The sequence below is a fragment of the Scytonema hofmannii PCC 7110 genome, from assembly GCF_000346485.2.
In the GTDB taxonomy this organism is placed as follows: Bacteria; Cyanobacteriota; Cyanobacteriia; order Cyanobacteriales; family Nostocaceae; genus Scytonema; species Scytonema hofmannii.
On record NZ_KQ976354.1, the window covers coordinates 827,004 to 848,165 of the forward strand.

Genomic DNA, 21,162 nt, shown 5'->3' on the forward strand with positions numbered 1-21,162 from the left:
TGGAGGAATTTAGCAGGTCCTGGAGCGTCAAAGTAAGGGCTTAGTATGGCTTTCACTTTTTTCACCTATTCAAACATAGCGATTAAATAAATGGAATATGGATTTTAGTTTAACAAGGGCAAAAACTGATGAGCATTAATCCACTCTTTACTAAGCTTATCAGAAACACCATACTTAGACTTAAGTTCAGCTGTTAACCAATCAATTATCGATTGACCATCGCCCCCCTAAGAAGACAAGTTGAACAACACCGGGATGGGGTAGGTAGGGTCAAATTTTTTACTTATCGCTTGGTCGCGATCGGCGATCGATGACGGCGCTTACTGCCAGATCGCATTATATGTGGATGTAAGGCGATCCAAAAGTGCTGTATGGTAAAGAGTGCCACTAGGGGATACTATCAATTACGAATGACGAATGATGATGAATTGCCCATACTGCGGGAGTAGTGTTTCCAACGTAGATGCCAGTGTAGTTTATCAAGTACCGGGCTACGGTAGATTGTGGCTGTGCGATAATTACCCAGTCTGTGATGCTTACGTGGGAGCACATTCCCAAAACAATGCCCCGAAAGGAACTTTGGCTAATCGACAACTTAGACATTGGCGGCGAAATGCCCATGCTTGTTTTGACCCAATATGGAAATCGGGAAAGATGAGCCGTAAAAAAGCTTATAAATGGCTTTGCGAACAGATGGGACTGACAAGAGAAAAAGCCCATATTGCCATGTTTGATGAACAGCAGTGCAGACAACTGATAAAACTTTGCTTTTTGAGAAACGAGCAAGCAGAAACTGGGGATTGATTTTTGTTTTTCAACAGGAGTGCGATCTGGCTGTACTCCGTAATACCCTGTTTATTGCTGTTATAAATATAACCAAAAAATTGAAATTACATATTGAACCACCAATACTTATGTATTCCTTTCAGTTTTGAATCCACGTTTCCGTGTTCATCCGACCATGTTAGTGTACTATCATCACCACATACATAACCATCGCTACCAAATTTGTTTTGACCCTCTTCTATGATTTCCATCATCACTTTAACGATGGTTCTTTCACTGACAGAAATGTCATAATGGTCTAGAAGCAATTTTTTAATATCTTGAGCACAAACCTGACTTTTCACGGCAAGTCCTCAAACCGCGAAACAACGTGACTTTTTCCACAAGCTAATTCTCAATAGCTCTAAGTTAATAAAAATGGCTAACGTAAAAATCAGGGTTTGAGAAAAGCTCAAAATGGTGTTTTCCAGATGCCATGAAAAGTCAGGAGCACAAACACCATCAAAAAATCTCGGTTGCTCGTTTAGAATATTAACAATCAGATTTTTGAGTTGTTCTGCTTTCATTGCCCATTCCAATAAATTGATATTCCAACTAACTACTGTACAGGCGCAATGCCTTGCGCCCCTACCAACCACTAACGATGACAGGCGAGACGCCTGTACTACGCCACTAACCACTAACAACTTACACAGTCGTATCCCAGTAACTGAAGTTTGACTGAACTTCACTCCAACTGACTTCGATAACACCAGGTTTGGAAGAGCTTGTGTTTATACCCCAGGGATTGAAAAGGGCAAATTTTTGGGTAGAAGAGTTATAACCAACAAGTGAGTAAGCGTGACCGGCTACTATATTTGCTCCCACTCCAGTGGTTTTTGTACCAAGTCCAACAAGTTGTCCGGAATTGAAGGCATTGATAATTGAGTTACAATCAATAGCTTTACCAAGTGCAGCTTTCTTACCAGTGATTTGTGCAAAAGCATCACTCATGTACCCTCCTTTACCAATACCTTCGTAAGTATTAGTATTGTTTTGAAAAATCCATCCTGATTCGTTTAGTTGAGCATAAGCTTTTTCAGCAAAAGCAACCCATAATTCATTACTAGCATTGCTGTAGTGACTGCCTTTACTTGCATAAATAAAAGCTCCAGAGGCGTCAGTGGGTAAATATTTGTCTACTGTGACGTAATCTGCAACTCCACTTCGCCAAAAGCGTACTGTAAAGGTATTGTCACCATTGTCAATGAACATACTCTCTATTGTGTTAGGGGTGCGAGAGGCTGTTGATGCTAGCCCTGCTAAGAAATAGCAGTCATTCATACTGCCTTGTTTGACATCTTCGTAGTTAATGCCATTTTGAAACAAAGAGCCACTTGCATACTGATAGGTGTAAGAGCTTTGCGGGCGATCGCTCCCAAAAAACCACTTGTTAATTAAGTTTTCTAGTTGAACATCGCTACTACCAGCAACCAAATTGCCTAAAGAGTTTCCTTGATACTTTTGGTTAGCAGTGTCATTATTAAGAACTTTATTAGACAACACTCTAACGTGTTCAGATATGTTTATGTAAGAGGTATTACTTATCAATGTACGGAGATCTGCTAGTTCAGTCCCATCCACCACATTTCCATCTTTCGACTCGCGAAGAATAGAGACCATATCGTTGCGATCTAACAAGCCATCACTAAAACGCGATCTTGCTGCCGAACGTATGACTTCATCTTGAATATTTTGGTCAAACCAATCTAATGCTGCTCCAACTTTAAAGCTTGTTTGTGTACTTTGCGTGCTAGCACCCAGTTTGTCGTAAGCTTTTGCTAGTAACTGGTAATTACCGCTAGATAGGCTATTTAGACAGTAAGTGAAGCTGCTGTAACAACTGTCAGTGTTATCAACAGAGAACTCTAAGACGTCATGAATATCTTGCCAATTACTTCCATCTTTTTGCAGCCAAAAATCAACTCGTGCCAAATCATTTGCACCGTTAGCGTCAAAAACCCTAGTATTGGTGAGATTGACTGTCTCTCCAGCTTCATAAGAGCCTTTATAAGTGTTGAATTGTAAAGATTGTGGTGCTTCGTTTTTAAAAGCCTTTAAGTTGTAACTGGTGTTTGCACTACCAACACGAGAAACTTCAATGTAATAAGTACCTGCACCTACAGTAATACCTAAGGATTCAGCCGTGTTATGACGGTTGTGTGAACCTGTAATGGTTGAACCGTTACTATCAAGCAACTGTACATCTGCATCTGCTGAAAGACCATCAAGACTTAAACTCAAGCTACTACTACCATTGAGGCTAAAACTATAGTAATCATTTGGATTACGCCGATCTAAAGAGCCTGCAAAAGTTTGATGGCTTGCAGTAATGTTAATACTTAAAGAAGTGTGGAGAGCATGACTGGTAAAATCGTTTTGCATAAAAATATATGTGTCCTTTTGCCGCAGAGATTTGGTAGACACACCAATCAGAACCTAAGCTAAGCTAAGGTTTTGCAGAAAGCTCAACGCGTGAGATTGAAGGTCTGTTATTCAATAATGCTTATTGCAACCTTAAAACAGCCACGCTAAAATCACGTATTTTTTTTAACACAAAATTATTTTTATATCAGTGTAAAAACTTATAATAGTGACTCCATGACCAGTGGTCACTGGTCACTGGTCACTGGTCACTGATTATGCAGATCCCATCCCAAGAGCCAATGTTCTACGTACAGCTGCACCAGCATTCACAAAACCATGACCGTAATCTTTGTCATGACCGGGAGTACCCAAGTCGTAAGCTGTTTGTGACAAAATTTCCTTGATTTGGTAAGCAGTCAGGTTCTTGTTAACACTCCAAAGTAATGCAGCTACTCCAGTCACGTGTGGTGCGGCAGCTGAAGTTCCATTAAAATTGGAGTTAGTGCCAAACTGCAATGCAGAAAACGTGTTCGATTGAGACGCGTTTGCGGCTAGTACCTCACCAGGTGCTGATAGGGTCAGATCTTGTCCGCCATTAGAACTCCACCAGTTACTGTAAGTAATACGTTCTCCCAAGAAACTTCTTGGATTGCTATAGTAGTCTCTACGTCCCCAAGAAGCACCTACTGCTATAGCATTTGAGTACTTAGCTAAAATTGCAGGTTCTGCAAGAGTGTCTCCGCCACTGTTGCCAGATGCAAAGACAAATAAAACGTTTTGGTGATTAACAACCAGTTGCTCTAATAGCGTTGAGAATCCTCCAATTAAGCTAAAGTTAATTACCAAACGCCGATTTTCTGTATTTGCCTTACGAATCATTTCTTGAGTGGCATCTACCAAACTTAAGTCGTTAGCATCACCACCCAAAACATCAATATGAAAAACCTCGAAATTCCCAATGCCACTCGTCCCTATACCGTTATTAATCGGGGCATTAATGACTGATTGAGTTGAAAGACCATGAGTTGTAGCAGCGATACCGCTTATCTCGTCCACATAGTTATTTGGGATATAAGTAGTAAGTCCTAGATCGGGGTGAGTATTACCATTGAGAACTGCTAGACCCGTATCTTGAACTCCCACAAGAACGTTCGAGTTACCTGTAGTGAAACGCCAAGCATCTTGCACTCCCATCATGTGTAAGTTCCATTGGTTATTAAACAGGGGATCGTTGGGTTGCACTGACAAATTAAACACTTGGTCTGCAAATACAACGCAGTTCATGCCTTCAAAAAGAATTTTTCTGCCATCAGTAAACTCAATGGCATCAAATAGACGAGTGCCGTTACCTAAGTTATAAAGTACCCCCCCGCCGCTAGTATTGGCAAATTTCACAGAAACTGTTGTGGAAAAAATTGTTGACAAATCCAACCAGTCTCGCTGTCCGCTACCATAATCAACGTTGCCATTACCTAAGAATACTGAGATGGCGGGACCGGACTCATAAGTAAAGGTATTAGCTCCAAGATCTCCTCTAACAATACGTGTACCGTTGTTTAGGGTTTGAGATGTAACTGCAGAAGCGGGTATCGGTGTCACAGCATTACCACTATTACCATTACCACCACCAGTAGAACTGGGTTGCGTGTTGCTATCGATGGGTATGAGTAATGTATCTTCGTTGAGAGGGGTTGCTGAAATACTCAGGTTGTAGTATGTTTTACTGCTGTTAGTGTCTGCATAAACCTGAACATAATATGTACCAGGTGATAGCCTTTGAGTGATGACTTCGTCTACATTGCCCACATTCTTAGAACTGGCAAGGGTAATACCACTGATGTCTTGTAACTTAACATCAGCATTGGCACTTAAACTGTTTAGTTCTAGTTTAATGTTGCAAGTGTTGTCAAGGTTAAATTTATAAGAGTCGATCGCTGAGCTATCTACCCAATCGCTGTAAATGTCAGTGTAATAATTGATCGGAATGGACAGATCTCTACTATAAGTATGATTAACACTGTCTGTAAGTGTTGTTAAAATACTTAACGTGTATTCTGCTACGGAATCTCCACTTGCATAAACTCTGTTGTCAGAGTCTCCTGTTTTTAATGTTGTGTCAATTAACTCAAGTGTCGTACTACCAAGTTGAGAAACCTCGATCGCTTTCGCTCCGTCAATCTTATTATCATTTTCAGATACAATTGGGTCTACATCTACAACATTAAATTTTTTTCCTGGTTTAAAACTACTGCGACCATAAAGATTGTTTGTGCATAATTCATCACTACGTATATTTACATAATTCTTGATGGCGATCGGATTATTCAAAATATTTGAGTTACAACTGGTCTCTAGAGAATCTGGGGATAACGTAACGGACATACTCTTTGCTGTACGGATACATACTTACATCACAATATTTCTTTTTCGGAAAAGAAATATGCTTGTGTATAAATTTACTAAAATAAAATAAAAATTTTACTGAAACTTTAAAGTATATTATGTACTTATATAGAAAATTTTAAAAAAGCCATTTATCTTGTGTTTATCAACACATGCCAAATTAGATTTGCGTATTTTAGAGATTTACTTCTAGTACTTTTTGATACAAAATAAAATTATTTTATATAATTTTGGTCTTTCGTCAGTTATTGGACTTTGCCAGGATTAGGGGTTGTAGCAAGCAATCCGCAATGCACTAGATTAGATATCCTATTGGTACTTTGGCAAAAATACGAGTGAAAAATCAGACGTTAATGATTTCTTTACTAAATTCTGTAAATCCTTGGTTAGTGGGAGTAGGACTCAACACCTTTTTGCTCGGCTTAGCTTGGATTGCTCCTAAAAAGCTACTGACACCAGCAGGATATTTCCACGCATGGTTACTTGGGACCCTCATTTGGGGAACACTAGGTTGGCAGGGATATGTAGTAGTTATGTTCTATTTTCTTGTTGGTTCTTTTGCAACCCGTGTCGGTATGGCACAAAAGGAAGCAGAAGGCATAGCGGAAAAGCGTTCTGGTGCCAGAGGACCAGAAAACGTTTGGGGTTCAGCGCTCACTGGGGCATTATGCGCCGTCGGCGTAGGTATTATTCATTCCGGAGTTCTCCCCCCTCCCCACTCCCTACTCCCCACTCCCTACTCCCTTCTTCTCCTAGGATACGTAGCTTCTTTCAGTACCAAACTTTCTGACACCTGTGCAAGCGAGGTAGGCAAAGCCTATGGTAAAAGTACTTTTCTCATTACTACATTCCAATCAGTACCACGGGGAACTGAAGGAGCTGTTAGTATTGAGGGAACTTTAGCTGGTGCAGTTGCGTCCCTGGCACAGGCGCTCCTTGCTTGGGGAGTAGGTTTGATAGATGTGTTAGGTGTACTGTGGTGCGTGCTGGCAGCGTTCATTGCCACCACTTTGGAAAGTGTGATTGGAGCAACACTACAATCTCGATTTAACTGGTTAACTAATGAATTGGTGAATATTATTAACACATTGATAGGTGCGATCGCCGCAATTTCCTTTGCTCTTTTCTGGTCAAGTGTTCTCGCTTAATTTTTTGTGAATATAATTTAAACTGTTCACCTGCGATTTTTTGAAGTTTAGTTGCGGCTTTAACATCCGACTGCTTAAAATTGCCGTATGATAGTTCTTCCAATCTGTTAGCTAAACTTCAGTCCCCATCTAGCATGAGTTGTATATTTTATTATGTAGTTTTTTCTACTCATTAAATTTATGGAGTCTGTATCGTTTTTAAGTGTAGATGACAAACCAATTTCTATCGGACAAGCAGTAAGATATTTACAAGCTTCTGGAAAATTGGGACAGTTCATAGGAGATGTGCTCCGACAATATGCGATCGAGCAAGAACTCGATAAACGAGTTGATATAGCGATCGGTCCAGCTATAACAGAACAGGCAATCATTGATTTTCGGCTAAAAAATCAGCTAACTGACCCCCAAAGTTTTCAAGAGTGGCTGACGAACAATGGTACGAATTATGAGAATTTCCATGCATCAGTGGCTTTTGGTTTTAAGGTAGAAAAACTTAAAGCCGCCATCACCGAAGCCAAGCTACAAGAATACTTTATTGAGCGGAAAATTTTTCTAGATAGAGTTGTTGTATCTCGGATTATTGTTGACAATCGGGAATTAGCGGAAGAACTACAAATTCAGATTGAAGAAGGTGCAAGCTTTGAACAACTTGCTAAAGAATACTCTCTCGCAGATGACCGGATTGTAAATGGGATGATGGGACCAGTGAGTCGGGGAACAATGCCAGATATACTCAGGGCAGCAATTGACATAGCTAGTCCCGGACAAGTGGTAGGACCAATAGAACTAGAACAACGCTATGGATTGTTTCGTTTAGAACAATTTCTGCCAGCGTCGTTAGAAGATACTCAACTAAAACAAGCACTACAAAATGAGTTATTTGAGAAATGGCTAGCAGAGAAAATCCAAAAGTTAACGGTAAAACTTCAAGTGAATTAAAACTAATAAGTAACGAATCGTTGCAAAATAACGTGCTAGCTTCTATACCTTGGAACCAACCACCGCTATGCTGGTTAACTCCCGAACAAAAAAGCCGACTGCAAGAAGTCTCAGAAACTCTTCGTTACAATTTGGGAGAAAAAATTTGGTCACCAGACATAGGAGATTTTCAGTTTCTGATTATTTCTGGTAAAGTGCGCTTGCGATCTGAAGGAGCCAATCAGCCATTAGCAACTCTACAACCAGGAGACTGGTTTGGTAACCTCCAAAAATTTTCTTTTGATTGTAAAGCTGTCGCTGCTAGCAAAGAAGTCATTGTGGTACGCTGGGATACCACTCTTTGGGCAGAAGTTTCTACACCACAAATAGAGGAGTTTTGGCAAGGCGGGGAAGAAGAGGGGGAGAAGGGGAGAAAGGGAGAGGGGGGGAAAGAACCAATACTCTCCCCCACTCCCCCACTCCCCCACTCCCCCACTCCCATATCAACTTATCCCTTTGTTAGTAGTGGAAATACAGGTGCGGCTTGTTTAACAATGGTGGCACAACAACTAGATAATCCCGTGCAATTGGAATGGGTACAGCGTCAGTTGCGGGGACAGGGACCAAAAAATCTTGTGGAAGCAGCAGAAAAGTTAGGTTTTGTGCTGCGACGGTTACAAGTCAGTTGGGCTGAGTTGCGACAGTTATCATTCCCTGCTTTACTGCTGTGGAGTTCCGATTCATCTTCCAATCCCAATTGGATTGTGGTGTATGCAGTGAAAGGCGATCGCGCGATCGTAGCCAATCCCCTCAATTCCGAACAAACTTGTGAAAGTTTGTCCAGAACAATTGTTGAGGAAACTTGGGATGGACAGTTGTGGCAAGTAGAACTTATTCAAAAACAAGAAAAGTTTAATCTCAGCTGGTTTACACCCGCAGTCTGGAAGTACCGGAAATTGTTGGGAGAGGTGTTGCTAGCGTCTTTTACGTTACAGCTTTTGGGCTTAACAACACCGCTTATTACACAAGTTGTGATTGATAAGGTGATGGTGCAGGAGAGTTTGCCAACTTTAGACGTGATGGCGATCGCACTCCTGTTAGTCGCAGTATTCGAGTCAGTTCTTGGGATCTTGCGGTTATTTATTTTTACCCATACAGCCCGCCGCTTAGATTTAAGCTTATCCGCACAACTCTTTCGTCACCTAATGCGACTCCCTCTAGCTTATTTTGAGTCGCGACGAGTAGGGGACACGGTAGCCCGAGTCCAAGAATTGGAACAGATCCGTCAGTTTCTCACGGGTACGGCACTCACTGTAGTATTAGATAGCATTTTTGCCGTGGTTTACTTGGCATTGATGTTCTACTACAACATTCCACTAACATTTGTGGCGTTAGCAGTTTTGCCCTTATTTGCTCTACTGACACTGATAGCAACGCCCATTCTTCGCAACTGGTTAAACGAAACTTTTAATCGCAGCGCTGACAGTCAATCATTTCTTGTTGAAACAATCACAGGAATTCACTCAGTCAAGGCTCATGCTGCAGAACCAGCAGCAAGAGTTCGCTGGGAAGGTCTATTTGCTCGCTTCATCCGTACAGGTTTCAAAGCTTCTACCACATCCAATATCAGCAGCAATATTGGTGATTTCCTCACTAATTTTTCCAGCTTACTGATTCTTTGGTTTGGAGCTAAGTTAGTCATTGACCAAAAGTTAACAATCGGTCAACTGGTTGCTTTCCAAATGCTTTCCGGTAGAGTCACCGCACCACTGCTGCGCTTAGTACAGTTATGGCAAAGTTTGCAACAAGTTCTACTTTCCGTAGATCGGATTGGTGATATTCTGAACGTAGCCCCAGAAGCGGAATCAGGAACAGGGTTAGTTTTACCATCCCTCAAAGGGCAAGTTTCCTTCGATCGAGTTTTCTTCCGTTACCGACCAAATACTGAACCCGTTTTAAGGGGAATTTCCTTTGACGTACAACCAGGGCATTTTGTCGGTATTGTTGGACGCAGTGGTTCTGGGAAAAGCACCCTTTCTAAACTTTTGCAACGTCTTTATCAAAATGAATCAGGACGGATATTAATAGATGGCTTTGATATAAAAAGTGCTGATTTAGCTTCACTGCGCCAACAAATTGGTGTTGTTCTCCAAGAAGACTTTTTATTCAACGGTTCTATCTTAGAGAACATCACACTGGGCAATCTCGATATTACAGCCGAACAAGTTGTAGAAGCTGCGCGATTAGCTGCAGCCCATGATTTTATTAGTGAATTGCCCCACGGTTATGAAACTAATGTTGGAGAAAGAGGTACAGCTTTATCTGGAGGACAGCGACAGCGCATTTCTTTAGCGCGGTTGTTCCTCTCGCAAGCACCTATTTTAATTTTGGATGAAGCAACAAGTGCTTTGGATAGCGAAACGGAACAGCAGGTACTGCAAAACCTGCAAGCAATTTCTGCTAACCGCACTGTGTTCTTGATTGCTCACCGTTTTGCCCCTCTCAAGCGTGCCGATCTTATTTTAGTGCTAGAAAAGGGTGTGATTGCCGAACGGGGTACTCACTCAGAGCTATTGCAACAAAAAGGTTTGTACTGGTCATTGTATCAAAGGCAACAGGCTAATGTCTAATTGCCCTCATCCCCAACCCTTCTCCCAAGGGGAGAAGGGAGAGGAAATCCAGTCCCTCTCCCTTTGGGAGAGGGTAAGGGTGAGGGAAAAACAAACTTAATTTGCCATAGTTGCCGGATCTAATGTGATTAAAGAGATAGAGCCTATACTGACATCAGCTTTTGCAGAACTGCTGTTGTCACCCAAGAAGAAGTAGTTTGACAAACTGTATTTTTCACCAATTCCTGAATAATCGCGCAGCTTACCACTGAGGACATAAGAATTGTCAGCAAACAGTTGGTAGTTATCTCCCAGAACTGATAGTTCGTAGTTTGTCATGGCAGTTGTATTTTTGGTAGCTTTCTCACTAGTGTCATGAGTCAACGCAAAACTACCAGAAGCACTGTCATAATTCTTTGCCCAGATTTCATTACTCCAGAAACCTAGTTCAATGCCTTTGCCATCACCACTTGCAACAGTTACGTTAAAACCAGCATTGTCGTCTAACTTGTCACCGTTGTTATCACCAAAGTGGCTTTCGGTATTGAGCTTAACTTGGAACTTAAGTTTATAGCCATTATTGCGATCGAGCTTAACAGCACCACCATCGTACTTGCTATAACCAGCAACACCATAAGTAGTAGAGACTAACTGAGATGAACCCTGAACAGCCGTTTGAGTACCACCGCCAAAACTGCTATCAAAGAATAGTGCAGGCGTTCCTTGGTCCGGTGTCCCAGAACCACTGTAGTAATTGTATGTTGTCTGGACTTGGTTAATAGTGGACAGAGTGACCTTATAGTTGATAGGAGTAGCAGTGTTTGATATTACCCGGATATAATAGTCACTGCCAGCAGGTAAAAAGCCCTTGAGTTGCTCTGGTGTCGTGTCTGATTGTGCTGATGAGAAAATCGCATCACTTTTATCAACCAGACCATTTTTATTTACATCCCAAATCACTTGCAAATTAGCATCTCCATTCAAACCATCAAGTAATGCATTGACCGTGCTTTCTGTCTTGACACTAAAGCGGTAAAAGTCATTAGCTGATAATGCGAGTGTGGAAGATTTCCCTAGTGAATTAGTACCATCTAGTTCGCCAAGCGAGATAGCTTTACTTAGAGGATTTTCTGTGGACAGAGTCAGATTGTAGTTAGTATTGGCACTATCAGCAGAGGAAACTTCTATATAGTATGTACCAGCCTCTAGTGTGCCATTAATTGTTTCGGATGTTGCACCCGTATTTAACGAACTTGCGATGATTTTACCTGTAGAGTCTAATATTCTAGCATCGGCGTTGTCAGTTAAGCTGTCGAGTTTGAGGCTGGCATTGGTAAGATTATCAAAAGAAATGCGATAATAGTCTTTGGTGTCGCCAAGACCGACAAAATCACTATAGGCGAGAATGCTTGTGCTTTGGGGAAAGATACGAGCAGAATCTAGAGAATTCCCAGCATAGTCGCTACCAGGACGTCCCTCTTTCTGTCCGTTCATTAGGAAGTGTGAATAAGCTTGTTGATTGCCGAAACCAGCAGCAACCAAATCAGCATTATTGGCTAGGTAAACTTTGACATTGAACGCAGATGATGAAACCCGCCCCTCAGTCAAACCAAAGAATTGAAAGTGTTCAAACAGTTGGCTGTTATTCAACTTTGCTGCTTTTAAGTCAGGATTGACCTCACGGTAGTAGGTGATATCAAAGGCAGGGTTAAATTGGCGTCCTTCAGCAACACCAAAACTGCTCAAATGCTCGAACAGTTGTTCATTGTTGAAGTTTAGTGCTGCTAAGTCACCATTTACTTGCTTGTAGAAGCCCAGGTCAACAAACGGAGAAAAGCGCCGTCCTTCAGCAACACCATAATTGCTCAGATGGTCGAATGCTTGTTGATTATTCATGCCAGTTAGATCGCCGTTGCTAGCACGATAGAAGTTGAGATTAACAAGGGGTGAAAACGATCGCCCTTCATTCAGACCAAAGCTTTGAAAGTGTGACAGTAATTGCTCGTTTGTAGTAATACCTGCTGCTGCTAGATCTGAATTGGCAGCTTTATAGTAATTAGCATCGAATAAGTTAACAGCCATACATTGCGTCCCCGTAACATAAACAAATTGGCTCCTTAACCTATGCCTGGGTGTTATTCATTTAAAAACACAGGATGAGAAGCCAAAAAGTTGGTATTTTATGTTACTTGTTTATTTGTTTTTTCTCTAAAATGAGAATGGTAAATATGCTGATTCTTGCCATTCCATTTAAGCAAGACTTTCAGTAATTATGCGCCCTCAGTAAGCTGTCCTCTACCTTATTGGTACTAACCATGAATCCAACTTTATTTCATCTTGCTTTTCCTGTCACAGATATTACCCAAGCAAAAACTTATTATGTAGATGGTTTGGGCTGTCTCCCCGGTCGGGAGAATCGCCATGCTCTCATTCTCAAGCTCTACGAGCATCAACTAGTAGCTCATGTTACTAAAGAAACACTCGTCCACCAACACAGTATATACCCCAGACATTTTGGCATAATTTTTACCGCAGTGGAAGATTGGGAAGATTTACTGCTAAGAGCGCAACAACAACAGCTACTTTTTCGCGAAGAACCCAAACACCGCTTTGTTGGTTCTCCTTTAGAACATCGCACTTTCTTTTTAGAAGACCCTTTTTATAACTTGATGGAATTTAAGTATTACCGTTATTCTGAAGCGATTTTTGGGGATGCTGAATATACACAAATTGGCGATCGCGTTGAACTGGAGTAGCCAAGGCGTCTGCGACTGATGCTAAGCTTCTGATATCTGTCAGCATCCAAGCATGAGTTAAAACTGGGACAATTACATTTCGTCCCACGGGAAGACGCGAACTATTGGCAGGGACAATCATCAAATCGTATGGCGTCCATATAGATGTAAAATCTAGCTGTTTCAACATTGCAACATCCCGGTTTAAGTCCTGTAGAAAAGCACTGTCAGGACGCATTTGGATACAACCCAAGCCTTGGGTGCAAAAGGCTACCCACGTACCGTGATGTGGAGAGGAGATAGTGATGAACCGTTTTACGCGATTTATGCCACCCAGTTTCTGAATGTAATAACGACTGACGATACCCCCCATACTGAAGCCCACTAAATCTATAGGTTGTTCTGGGTCAAAAGTGGTGTCAATATAGTGAGCGACTTGCTTTGCCAAATCATCAAGACCAATTCGACCACTATTTGGTACCAAGTCTAGGTCGTACAACGTAAAACCCCTCTGTTTGAGGTAGGGAATCATTCTATCGAAAACTCGACCAGTATCAAAAATGCCATGTACCAGTACTACGGGGTTTTTCTGTTCTTCTATACTAGTCATTTAATATTCCTAATTTTTCTAATTTAATCAAGAATGATTGCTACTTGACATATACAATATGACAGTCCCCCTAGTGGTTTGACAGTGACCAGTGACCAGTGACCAGTGACCAGTGACCAGTGACCAGTGACTATTAAGTTTTGTTAAGCAGTCTCTCAAAATCTTGCCTCTAGTTACAATAAAATTTAATAATTAAGTCTGACTGTATACAGGTTACGAGTGCCTGAAAGCAAGAGCTCATAAGCATTAACCCCGTACTGTTACAACAACCTTATTGAGAAGTGAGCCTACGGAGGCTGTTACTCAGATTGGTTATACAGGCGACTGGCTTAATGATGTATGTCTTGATAAAACGTAACAATATTCCGTGATTTTTTAAGGATTGCGGTCAGAGACCAGGTATAAAAAGCAGGAGAAATTGTAATGTTCGGTTTTATCAAAAATTTAATTGCCGGAATTTTGAATTTTTTCATCGGGCTGTTTGGCGGTAAAAAAAACGGCTACTATCTGGAGTTAGATGAAGCTGCTGAGGTAGCACAAGATGCAGCTAAAAAAGCAGTATCAAAGACTCAGGAAGTAGCACAAGATGCAGCTAAAAAAGCAGCATCAAAGACTCAGGAAGTAGCGCAATCAGTTGTATCAAAGACTCAGGAAGTAGCACAATCAGTTGTATCCAGCACAGAGAAAGAGGTAGAAACCGCAGCAGCGAAAGAAAAGAATGCTGCTAAACCTGTCGCTGCACAAGAAGAAGCGACACAGAATGGAGCAAAGATTGCTACAAAAGCTACTAAGGCAAAATCCGCTAAGGCAAAATCCGCTAAGGTAGAGTTAGTACAAACTTCCAATGGTGTAAGACCAGAACCCGTTCAACCAGCAAAAGCTGAAGCAGCAAAAAAAGTCATCAAAGAGCAACCAGCTGAAACAACTTTTGCACCAAAATATCTTGTACCTAACAATAGCAATGGTCGTAGGCGTCCTGGTGCGAACATGAATCCTTTCTTAGATATGGCACGTCAGGTGAAACCTGCTAAGTAATTAAGTTGGAGAAAACTTATTAAAACCCAGTTTCCCCGATCGAGAAACTGGGTTTTTTCCTTGAAAATGACAAATAACCCATGAACTTTAGTTGTGACGACTTACTTTATAAATGACTTCTAACATTCTGCAAAAAAACCAGACTACTATATAAGTGAAAAGCGGAGTCCCAATCAGTTGGTTCTCTGCGAAATAAATGAATATGAGATTGAATTTGATGTAGTAGCTCTGTTCGATCTAATGCTGTCTGTGCAAAATGTGTAAACTCCGACCAAACTTCAACTTGTAGAAGCTTTTGGTCAATCCAACTCAACAAACTATTCCAATTCATTCTGATTGTACTGTGGCTGGTGCGATAAGCCGGGTACGGCTTGCGCTTCGCGACGGCAATTTCTATTCCTTGTTGGAAGTCATAGCCGTTGTCATGAAGTCGTAGAATAGAGCTTCTCCCAGGAAGATGTAAATCGTAAAATTGAAAATAATCTTGAGTTTGAGTTTTGCGTTCCAATTTACCACGCACATTTCTGTCTACAACTTGTTCAAAAATGGGCAGAAGCCCCTGTACGCGTCCTCGGACTTCTGACCATTCAAAGTTAAGAGAACCAAGTTGATTTGAATCATTTTTGCAAACGACAGTTACACCTGAAGTAGATTGTTGGAAGTAACTGACTTGAAAAACTTTAATCTTTTGAATTTCAGAGAGTGTTGTCCAAAAACAGGGAATATTGGCATTGCGTAGCTGTTCGCCATAATATTTTAGCTCTCCTACTGCTCCTGTTCGGTATACCCGCCAACCGCGACTTGGTAGCATCAATCTTGCATTGTAAGCGTCAAGCTGCATAATCTGAGCAAATTTTTGTGCTGCTTGAGTTTTCAATTCATTGCCAATCGGTTCTAAGACTAAAACGCCTAGTTCTGTATTGCTAGCGTCAGATGTTGCTCTTGCTTTCGCTTGCTGTCGCTCCTCTTTTTCAATGTCTTCCAAGCGTTGTAAACCTTGACGTGCTTGTGTTAGTAACTTAGAGTTCGTTGTATCCCGCAGCAGTCGGCGATAGACTTTTTCTGCCTCTGTTTGCTTTCCAGTGGATTCATACAGCCTTCCCAAATAAAACTGCACCCAAGGATTATCTGGTGATTCTTTCAGTAACTGTTTAAGTAATTTAGCAGCAGTAGGATAATCTTTACGCTCTAAAGCGGAAGCAATTTGCTCAAGCATGGATTTTAGATTTTAGATTTTGGATTTTGGATTTTGGATTTTGGATTTTGGATTTTGCGGAAAGTTGAGTTAATCGCTTGCAGTGAGTCCGGTACCAATACTACTTGGATAAGGCAGTAGGGTGGGCATTGCCCACCATTCAATATTGGTGGGCAATGCCCACCAATATTGATGGTAAGTTTTAGCGCGAAATTATTATTTATAGTTCCCAAATTTCTCAGATTCTAACTCAGCTACGACAATAGATAAGGCAACAATTGGAGCTGTGACTGCTCTAAGAATGCGACGCCCAAGCGAAACAGTTTGAAATCCGGCGTCAGTAGCGCACTCTACTTCTTTTTGCGTCCATCCTCCCTCCGGTCCCACTGCAATGACAATTGTTCTTTGTCCGTTATCATTTGTGATTTGTCCTATATCTTGCAAGCAATCTCGCAAATGAGGAGAGTTACCACGAGCAACACAGATGTATTGCTGATCGTTTGCAGATGACAAAGCTGTGCTGAAGGAGACAGGTTCCAAGATAGTCGGGACAAAAGAACGTTCTGATTGTTCTGCCGCTTCTTGTGCAATTCGTTGCCATCTTTCAAGTTTCTGCGGGCTTGGTTTAAGTAGAGTTCGTTCGCTCATCACTGGCGCAATGATAGCAACCCCTAACTCAGTACAACAACGTACCACATCATCAAATGTATTACCTTTGGGCAAAGCGAGTATCAGTGTTATGGTTGCTCTTAATTCGGTTTGTACTACCATTGGTTCTAAAACCTGCGCGTTGTCCCCTTCTAACTGCGCCAGCCACCATTGTCCCATTCCATCCATTGCAATAAAGCGATCGCCTGTACGCAAGCGTAAAACCCGCCCCAGATAATGCTGTTGTTGGGGTGTGAGCAAAATTTGCCCTTGTTGGAGTTGGGATGGTGCGATCGCAATTCTTTGCATTTGTTAGTTGTTAGTGGTTAGTTGTTAGTGGTTAGTTGTTAGTGGTCACTGGTCACTGATTACTGGTCACTGGTCACTGGTCACTGATTACTGATTACTGGTTTAATTTAATTGGTCACCCCTAAGTACTGTCATGCTTCCAAACATTGAAACAATTCCGCAGCGCCATATGGCTTCAGGTGATGTGCTCTCCTTTCAAGTCTATAAATTTATTGGTGCTCATCCCGGCAAAAAAGTTTATATTCAATCTAATTTACATGGTGCGGAAATTGTTGGCAATGCCGTTATTCACCAGCTTATTGAATTTTTGCTATCCATAAACAACACCGATCTAACTGGACAAATTTGGCTGGTTCCTGTTTGTAATTCTATGAGCACAAATCAGCGATCGCACTTTTTTTCTTCAGGTCGTTACTGTATTTCTGAAGCTAAAGATTGGAACCGTATCTTTTGGGATTATGAGAAGTTTACTAACAATTTAAGGGAATTTGCCCAATCTCAAATTCATCTTAATCCAGAAGTAGTGAGGAAAAATTATCTAAATGCTATTGAGCAGAAATTTACGGGTCTTTTAGAAAAAATCAACTCTTCTAGTAGCGTCCCTTATACAGAAAAATTTCGTTACAAATTGCAATCTCTGAGTATAGATGCTGATTTTCTAATTGACTTACACAGCCACACAACTCAAGGATTAAACTATGTGTATTACTTCCGCGATCGAGAAGAAAGTGCAAAATCTTTTTTACTTCCACTAGGAATTTTACTAGATGAATATGATGGAAATGCTTTTGATGAAGCGTTTATCAAACCTTGGTTAGCCCTGGAAAAATCTTTCAAAGAACTTGGAAGGGAAATCAGATTTGATGTGGAAGCTTGGACACTAGAACTTGGAACGGGAATGCAGATGAATCCTGATTCAGTCGAGAAAGGAGTTAGGGGCATAAAAAATTATTTAGTACAGAAAGGAGTGTTGCAAACTTCTGATCTTCCTGTAAAAGGAGCTTTATTACAAAGCGCATCCCATGAGATGAGTTTTAGCAGAAGAAGCCAAGCCAAAAAATATCATGCTCCAACAGGTGGAATGATTCAATCAAAAGTTGACTTGGGGAGTTCAGTAAAGGCCGGAGATAGGGTGTATCAAATTTTGCAATTTAATAAAGAAGGCAAATTACCTACTGTCATTGATGTCTTTGCCGAACAAGACGGGCTGATTTACGATTCTTCAACCAATCACGCCGTTAATGAAGGTGAGTTTGTACTGGGTCTGATTTCAGTGACCAGCGATCAGTGACCAGTGACCAGCGATCAGTGACCAGTAACCAGTGACCAGTGACCAGTAACCAGTGACCAATGACAAATGACAAATGACAAATGACAACTAAGGATTGTTAAACTTTAAGCAAAGGCGCAAAGGCAATTAAGAGAGTTGCCAGGGTGATTTTATGTTCTTTCTGCATTTGCAACAAAACTTAGGAATTCTTAATGTACAAGATGAGGGTGGAGCCAAAGAGTGAATAGTAGTGATAATAACATCTTCTCTAATCCAGGAGAAATGATGATTCCACAGGCTCCTCCTGGATTTAAGTCGGGTTTTATTGGCATTATTGGTCGCCCTAATGTCGGTAAATCTACGCTGATGAATCACTTAGTAGGACAAAAAATTGCCATTACATCACCAGTCGCACAGACAACACGCAATCGGTTGCGAGGCATTTTAACGACACCAGAAGCACAGTTAATCTTTGTGGATACACCAGGAATTCATAAACCTCATCATCAATTGGGAGAGGTGTTGGTGCAAAATGCCAAAATAGCAATTGAATCGGTGGATATTGTACTGTTTGTCGTGGATGGCTCTTCAGTCTGTGGAACAGGCGATCTGTATATTTCCGAGCTACTCAATCGCATTCAAACACCAGTGATATTGGGTTTGAACAAAATTGATCGACAACCAGAAGAGTTTCAACAAATAGATGGGAGTTACGCTCAATTAGCTAAGTCGCTTCAATGGCAAACGGTAAAATTCTCAGCTAAGACAGGTACGGGATTGTCGGAACTGCAAGGGTTACTAATTGAACAATTAGAGCCAGGACCGATGTACTATCCACCTGACCTAGTAACTGACCAACCAGAACGCTTTATCATGGGGGAGTTAATACGAGAACAAATTTTACTGTTAACTCGTGAAGAAGTTCCTCATTCAGTAGCGATCGCAATAGATATGGTAGAGGAAACTCCGACTATTACCCGCGTATTTGCTACCATACACGTAGAACGCGATTCCCAAAAAGGCATTCTCATTGGTAAAGGTGGAGCCATGTTAAAAGCAATTGGTAGTGCTGCTCGCGAGCAAATCCAAAAGTTAATTGCTGGTAAAGTTTACCTAGAGCTATTTGTCAAAGTGCAACCAAAATGGCGTCATTCTCGGGTGCGATTGGCAGACTTGGGGTATCGCGTAGAGGAGTAAAAGTGGCTAATGATTAATGGCTAATAGCTAATGGTAAGAAAGCAATTAGCTATTAACAATTAGCACCTAACAACTAACAACTAACAACTAACAATGTCTTTAGAAAGTACCTTTCTCCTAAATTTGCCAGCCGATGCTTCTCCGGTACGAGTTCTCATTGTGGAAGATGACCCAATGATGCAACTCGGACTCGAACAATCACTCATGGCTCATCCCCAATTAGAAATTGTCGGACAGGCGGAAGATGGTTATTTGGGCGTGCAAGCAGCACTCAAACTCAAACCAGATTTGGTAGTTATGGACATTGGTTTGCCACGTTTAGATGGAATTGCAGCAACACAGCAAATAAAAGCAGCACTTCCAGAAACTCATGTCGTGATGCTAACGTCTCACAAAACAGACACAGAAATTGTTGCTGCTTTATCCAGTGGTGCAGATGCATATTGTATCAAAGGAGCAAGTGTGGAACGGTTGTTAAGTGCGATCGCAGCTGCTGTTGAAGGAGCAACTTACCTCGATCCCCAAATTGCTAGACGAGTTATTGAAAATCTTAAACCACCTACTGCTAGTGGAAATACAGCCAATCTATCTCAGCGCGAGTTAGAAGTGTTGACGCTGATGGTAGAAGGATATAGCAATCCAGAGATTGCTGAAAAACTTTATCTCAGTCCCAACACTATCAAAACTCACGTTCGCGGAATTATGAATAAACTTTCTGTTGATGACCGCGTACAAGCAGCCGTTGTGGCTTTGCGTTCTGGGCTTGTTTGATTTCCGGGGAACTTCTCAATTTCTCGAAAAATCAAGCCAAGCCTCTTATTCTAGTACGCTCTTCTATTGACACACTACTGATGGTCTTTACAGTGGAAATACTTGTTTACTGTAAATATTTCAACTTCAAAAATCCATTAGAGACACCCAAGATTGAGACATTTACTGTGAATTTACCTCAAATTCCACAAGTCGGTCACACAATCGTGGTGGAGAGAATGTCACCAAACAAACAATTTGTCATTATTTTTGAGTACGTAGTTACAGCAGTACAGTTAAATGCGTCAAAGGTATCTACCAATTCTCCCGATGCTAGAGTCAATGCATTTTTGAACCATTGCTGGGAGGGAACATCAAGTTTTAAAGTCACGAATTTTTTAGAACAGTGACCAGTAATCAGTGACCAGTGACCAATGTTAAAAAAATAACTCTTTTAGTTTTTGTTGATTTTCCTGAAGTTCTTTGGGGCTTCCTTCAAACGAAACTTTCCCCAGTTTTAATGAATAAACGCGATCGCAAATTTCTAATACTTCCCGAACTCGTTGTTCTACAACTAAAATAGTGGTGCCAAAGATCTGGTTGATTTCGACGATCTTCTCGAATAACATACTTAATACTGTCGGCGCTAATCCCAACGACGGCTCATCCAACATTAAAAATTGTGGATTGGGGATAAGCGCACGAGCTATTGCTAACATCTGCTGCTGTCCACCACTAAGTTTACCTGCTTTGTGGTATGTTCTTTCTCTTAATGCTGGAAAAATATCTAAAACAGTCTCAGTTCGTTGTTTGAATCTCACAGGGGATAAATGGTGTCCGCCGATCCTCAAATTTTCTAAAACAGTAAGTTCATTAAACACTCGGCTTCCTTGTGGCGCAAATGCAAGTCTACAAGTTGTCATTTGAGCTGGGTGTAAACCATTGAGTCGTTTGTTGTTGAAAACAACTTCTCCATTCCAAATAGGAGTTAAACCATAGATAGCTTTTAGTGTTGTAGACTTACCAGATCCGTTTGGTCCAATAATAGCAACAATTTCACCCAATTCTACGCTAATGGATACACCAAAAAGAATTTGCTTTTTGCCATAACCTGTTTCTAAGGACTTGAGAGTTAACATAAAT

19 protein-coding genes are annotated in these 21,162 nt (G+C 41.2%); 10 read left to right on the top strand and 9 right to left on the bottom strand.

The genetic code is table 11. From position 1 onward, the window contains the following. The first annotated feature begins 417 nt into the window (after window positions 1–417). A complete protein-coding gene (locus WA1_RS03555; protein ID WP_017741552.1) occupies window positions 418–804 on the top strand; it encodes a zinc-finger-containing protein in 387 nt (128 codons plus the stop codon). 86 nt (window positions 805–890) lie between these two features. Here the strand turns inward: WA1_RS03555 and WA1_RS03560 are convergent, their stop codons facing one another. The 4 genes from WA1_RS03560 to WA1_RS03575 form a co-directional block, all read right to left on the bottom strand. Beyond that, a complete protein-coding gene (locus tag WA1_RS03560; RefSeq protein ID WP_017741553.1) occupies window positions 891–1,130 on the bottom strand; it encodes a hypothetical protein in 240 nt (79 codons plus the stop codon). 9 nt (window positions 1,131–1,139) lie between these two features. Then, window positions 1,140–1,352 (bottom strand): hypothetical protein, encoded by a 213-nt coding sequence (locus tag WA1_RS56585; protein WP_017741554.1) that lies wholly within the window; start codon window positions 1,350–1,352, stop codon window positions 1,140–1,142. Between the two features lie 121 nt (window positions 1,353–1,473). Next, a complete protein-coding gene (locus tag WA1_RS03570) occupies window positions 1,474–3,210 on the bottom strand; it encodes a C2 family cysteine protease (protein ID WP_017741555.1) in 1,737 nt (578 codons plus the stop codon). 255 nt (window positions 3,211–3,465) lie between these two features. Beyond that, window positions 3,466–5,574 carry a S8 family serine peptidase gene (locus WA1_RS03575; protein ID WP_017741556.1) on the bottom strand — a complete coding sequence of 703 codons (2,109 nt, stop codon included), beginning with the start codon at window positions 5,572–5,574 and terminating at the stop codon, window positions 3,466–3,468. 374 nt (window positions 5,575–5,948) lie between these two features. Between WA1_RS03575 and WA1_RS03580 the strand changes: the two genes are divergently transcribed. The 3 genes from WA1_RS03580 (at window position 5,949) to WA1_RS03590 (ending at window position 10,291) form a co-directional block, all read left to right on the top strand. Beyond that, window positions 5,949–6,743 (top strand): TIGR00297 family protein, encoded by a 795-nt coding sequence (locus tag WA1_RS03580; RefSeq protein WP_017741557.1) that lies wholly within the window; start codon window positions 5,949–5,951, stop codon window positions 6,741–6,743. Window positions 6,744–6,923: 180 nt separating this feature from the next. After that, the gene (locus WA1_RS03585) at window positions 6,924–7,682 is read left to right on the top strand and encodes a foldase protein PrsA (RefSeq protein WP_017741558.1); all 759 of its coding nucleotides are present in this window, start codon (window positions 6,924–6,926) and stop codon (window positions 7,680–7,682) included. After that, entirely contained in the window at window positions 7,631–10,291 is a 2,661-nt protein-coding gene (locus WA1_RS03590) for a peptidase domain-containing ABC transporter (protein WP_066612691.1), read from the top strand. Before WA1_RS03585 ends, WA1_RS03590 begins: the two co-directional genes overlap by 52 nt. A gap of 96 nt (window positions 10,292–10,387) precedes the next feature. On the opposite strand, the gene WA1_RS03595 is transcribed toward WA1_RS03590, so the two are convergent. Further along, window positions 10,388–12,352, bottom strand: coding sequence for a choice-of-anchor Y domain-containing protein (locus WA1_RS03595; RefSeq protein WP_017741560.1), 1,965 nt, complete (start codon window positions 12,350–12,352; stop codon window positions 10,388–10,390). A 233-nt stretch (window positions 12,353–12,585) separates the two neighbouring features. Between WA1_RS03595 and WA1_RS03600 the strand changes: the two genes are divergently transcribed. Then, window positions 12,586–13,026, top strand: coding sequence for a VOC family protein (locus WA1_RS03600; protein ID WP_017741561.1), 441 nt, complete (start codon window positions 12,586–12,588; stop codon window positions 13,024–13,026). Here WA1_RS03600 and WA1_RS52225 read toward each other — a convergent pair. Beyond that, entirely contained in the window at window positions 12,947–13,615 is a 669-nt protein-coding gene (locus WA1_RS52225) for an esterase/lipase family protein (RefSeq protein WP_081402829.1), read from the bottom strand. The genes WA1_RS03600 and WA1_RS52225 overlap by 80 nt on opposite strands. 423 nt (window positions 13,616–14,038) lie before the next feature. Here WA1_RS52225 and WA1_RS03605 point away from each other — a divergent pair, with 423 nt between their 5' ends. Continuing rightward, window positions 14,039–14,650, top strand: a complete 612-nt coding sequence (locus WA1_RS03605) for a hypothetical protein (protein WP_017741562.1) — start codon at window positions 14,039–14,041, stop codon at window positions 14,648–14,650. 106 nt (window positions 14,651–14,756) lie between these two features. On the opposite strand, the gene WA1_RS03610 is transcribed toward WA1_RS03605, so the two are convergent. Both WA1_RS03610 and WA1_RS03615 read right to left on the bottom strand, forming a co-directional pair. After that, entirely contained in the window at window positions 14,757–15,866 is a 1,110-nt protein-coding gene (locus tag WA1_RS03610; RefSeq protein WP_017741563.1) for a tetratricopeptide repeat protein, read from the bottom strand. Between the two features lie 195 nt (window positions 15,867–16,061). Continuing rightward, window positions 16,062–16,802 (bottom strand): 16S rRNA (uracil(1498)-N(3))-methyltransferase, encoded by a 741-nt coding sequence (locus tag WA1_RS03615; protein ID WP_017741564.1) that lies wholly within the window; start codon window positions 16,800–16,802, stop codon window positions 16,062–16,064. A gap of 133 nt (window positions 16,803–16,935) precedes the next feature. On the opposite strand from WA1_RS03615, the gene WA1_RS03620 reads away from it, so the two are divergent. The 4 genes from WA1_RS03620 (at window position 16,936) to WA1_RS03635 (ending at window position 20,429) form a co-directional block, all read left to right on the top strand. Then, window positions 16,936–18,093: a succinylglutamate desuccinylase/aspartoacylase family protein gene (locus WA1_RS03620; protein WP_017741565.1), complete on the top strand. Its 1,158-nt coding sequence runs from the start codon at window positions 16,936–16,938 to the stop codon at window positions 18,091–18,093. 264 nt (window positions 18,094–18,357) lie between these two features. Then, window positions 18,358–19,269, top strand: a complete 912-nt coding sequence (gene era, locus WA1_RS03625) for a GTPase Era (RefSeq protein ID WP_017741566.1) — start codon at window positions 18,358–18,360, stop codon at window positions 19,267–19,269. Window positions 19,270–19,362: 93 nt separating this feature from the next. After that, window positions 19,363–20,040 carry a response regulator gene (locus WA1_RS03630; RefSeq protein ID WP_017741567.1) on the top strand — a complete coding sequence of 226 codons (678 nt, stop codon included), beginning with the start codon at window positions 19,363–19,365 and terminating at the stop codon, window positions 20,038–20,040. Between the two features lie 167 nt (window positions 20,041–20,207). Continuing rightward, window positions 20,208–20,429, top strand: a complete 222-nt coding sequence (locus WA1_RS03635; protein WP_272819055.1) for a hypothetical protein — start codon at window positions 20,208–20,210, stop codon at window positions 20,427–20,429. Window positions 20,430–20,456: 27 nt separating this feature from the next. On the opposite strand, the gene WA1_RS03640 is transcribed toward WA1_RS03635, so the two are convergent. Continuing rightward, on the bottom strand, window positions 20,457–21,158 hold the full coding sequence (locus WA1_RS03640; protein WP_017741569.1) for an ABC transporter ATP-binding protein: 702 nt from the start codon (window positions 21,156–21,158) through the stop codon (window positions 20,457–20,459). Window positions 21,159–21,162 lie beyond the last annotated feature (4 nt).

What these genes read in the sequence shown, in the direction of transcription:
- WA1_RS03555 (WP_017741552.1), top strand. Translation starts at nt 418, where the DNA reads ATGATGATGAATTGCCCATACTGCGGGAGTAGTGTTTCCAACGTAGAT.
- WA1_RS56585 (WP_017741554.1), bottom strand. Translation starts at nt 1,352, where the DNA reads ATGAAAGCAGAACAACTCAAAAATCTGATTGTTAATATTCTAAACGAG.
- WA1_RS03570 (WP_017741555.1), bottom strand. Translation starts at nt 3,210, where the DNA reads ATGCAAAACGATTTTACCAGTCATGCTCTCCACACTTCTTTAAGTATT.
- WA1_RS03575 (WP_017741556.1), bottom strand. Translation starts at nt 5,574, where the DNA reads ATGTCCGTTACGTTATCCCCAGATTCTCTAGAGACCAGTTGTAACTCA.
- WA1_RS03580 (WP_017741557.1), top strand. Translation starts at nt 5,949, where the DNA reads ATGATTTCTTTACTAAATTCTGTAAATCCTTGGTTAGTGGGAGTAGGA.
- WA1_RS03585 (WP_017741558.1), top strand. Translation starts at nt 6,924, where the DNA reads ATGGAGTCTGTATCGTTTTTAAGTGTAGATGACAAACCAATTTCTATC.
- WA1_RS03590 (WP_066612691.1), top strand. Translation starts at nt 7,631, where the DNA reads ATGGCTAGCAGAGAAAATCCAAAAGTTAACGGTAAAACTTCAAGTGAA.
- WA1_RS03595 (WP_017741560.1), bottom strand. Translation starts at nt 12,352, where the DNA reads ATGGCTGTTAACTTATTCGATGCTAATTACTATAAAGCTGCCAATTCA.
- WA1_RS03600 (WP_017741561.1), top strand. Translation starts at nt 12,586, where the DNA reads ATGAATCCAACTTTATTTCATCTTGCTTTTCCTGTCACAGATATTACC.
- WA1_RS52225 (WP_081402829.1), bottom strand. Translation starts at nt 13,615, where the DNA reads ATGACTAGTATAGAAGAACAGAAAAACCCCGTAGTACTGGTACATGGC.
- WA1_RS03605 (WP_017741562.1), top strand. Translation starts at nt 14,039, where the DNA reads ATGTTCGGTTTTATCAAAAATTTAATTGCCGGAATTTTGAATTTTTTC.
- WA1_RS03610 (WP_017741563.1), bottom strand. Translation starts at nt 15,866, where the DNA reads ATGCTTGAGCAAATTGCTTCCGCTTTAGAGCGTAAAGATTATCCTACT.
- WA1_RS03615 (WP_017741564.1), bottom strand. Translation starts at nt 16,802, where the DNA reads ATGCAAAGAATTGCGATCGCACCATCCCAACTCCAACAAGGGCAAATT.
- WA1_RS03620 (WP_017741565.1), top strand. Translation starts at nt 16,936, where the DNA reads ATGCTTCCAAACATTGAAACAATTCCGCAGCGCCATATGGCTTCAGGT.
- era (WP_017741566.1), top strand. Translation starts at nt 18,358, where the DNA reads ATGATTCCACAGGCTCCTCCTGGATTTAAGTCGGGTTTTATTGGCATT.
- WA1_RS03630 (WP_017741567.1), top strand. Translation starts at nt 19,363, where the DNA reads ATGTCTTTAGAAAGTACCTTTCTCCTAAATTTGCCAGCCGATGCTTCT.
- WA1_RS03640 (WP_017741569.1), bottom strand. Translation starts at nt 21,158, where the DNA reads ATGTTAACTCTCAAGTCCTTAGAAACAGGTTATGGCAAAAAGCAAATT.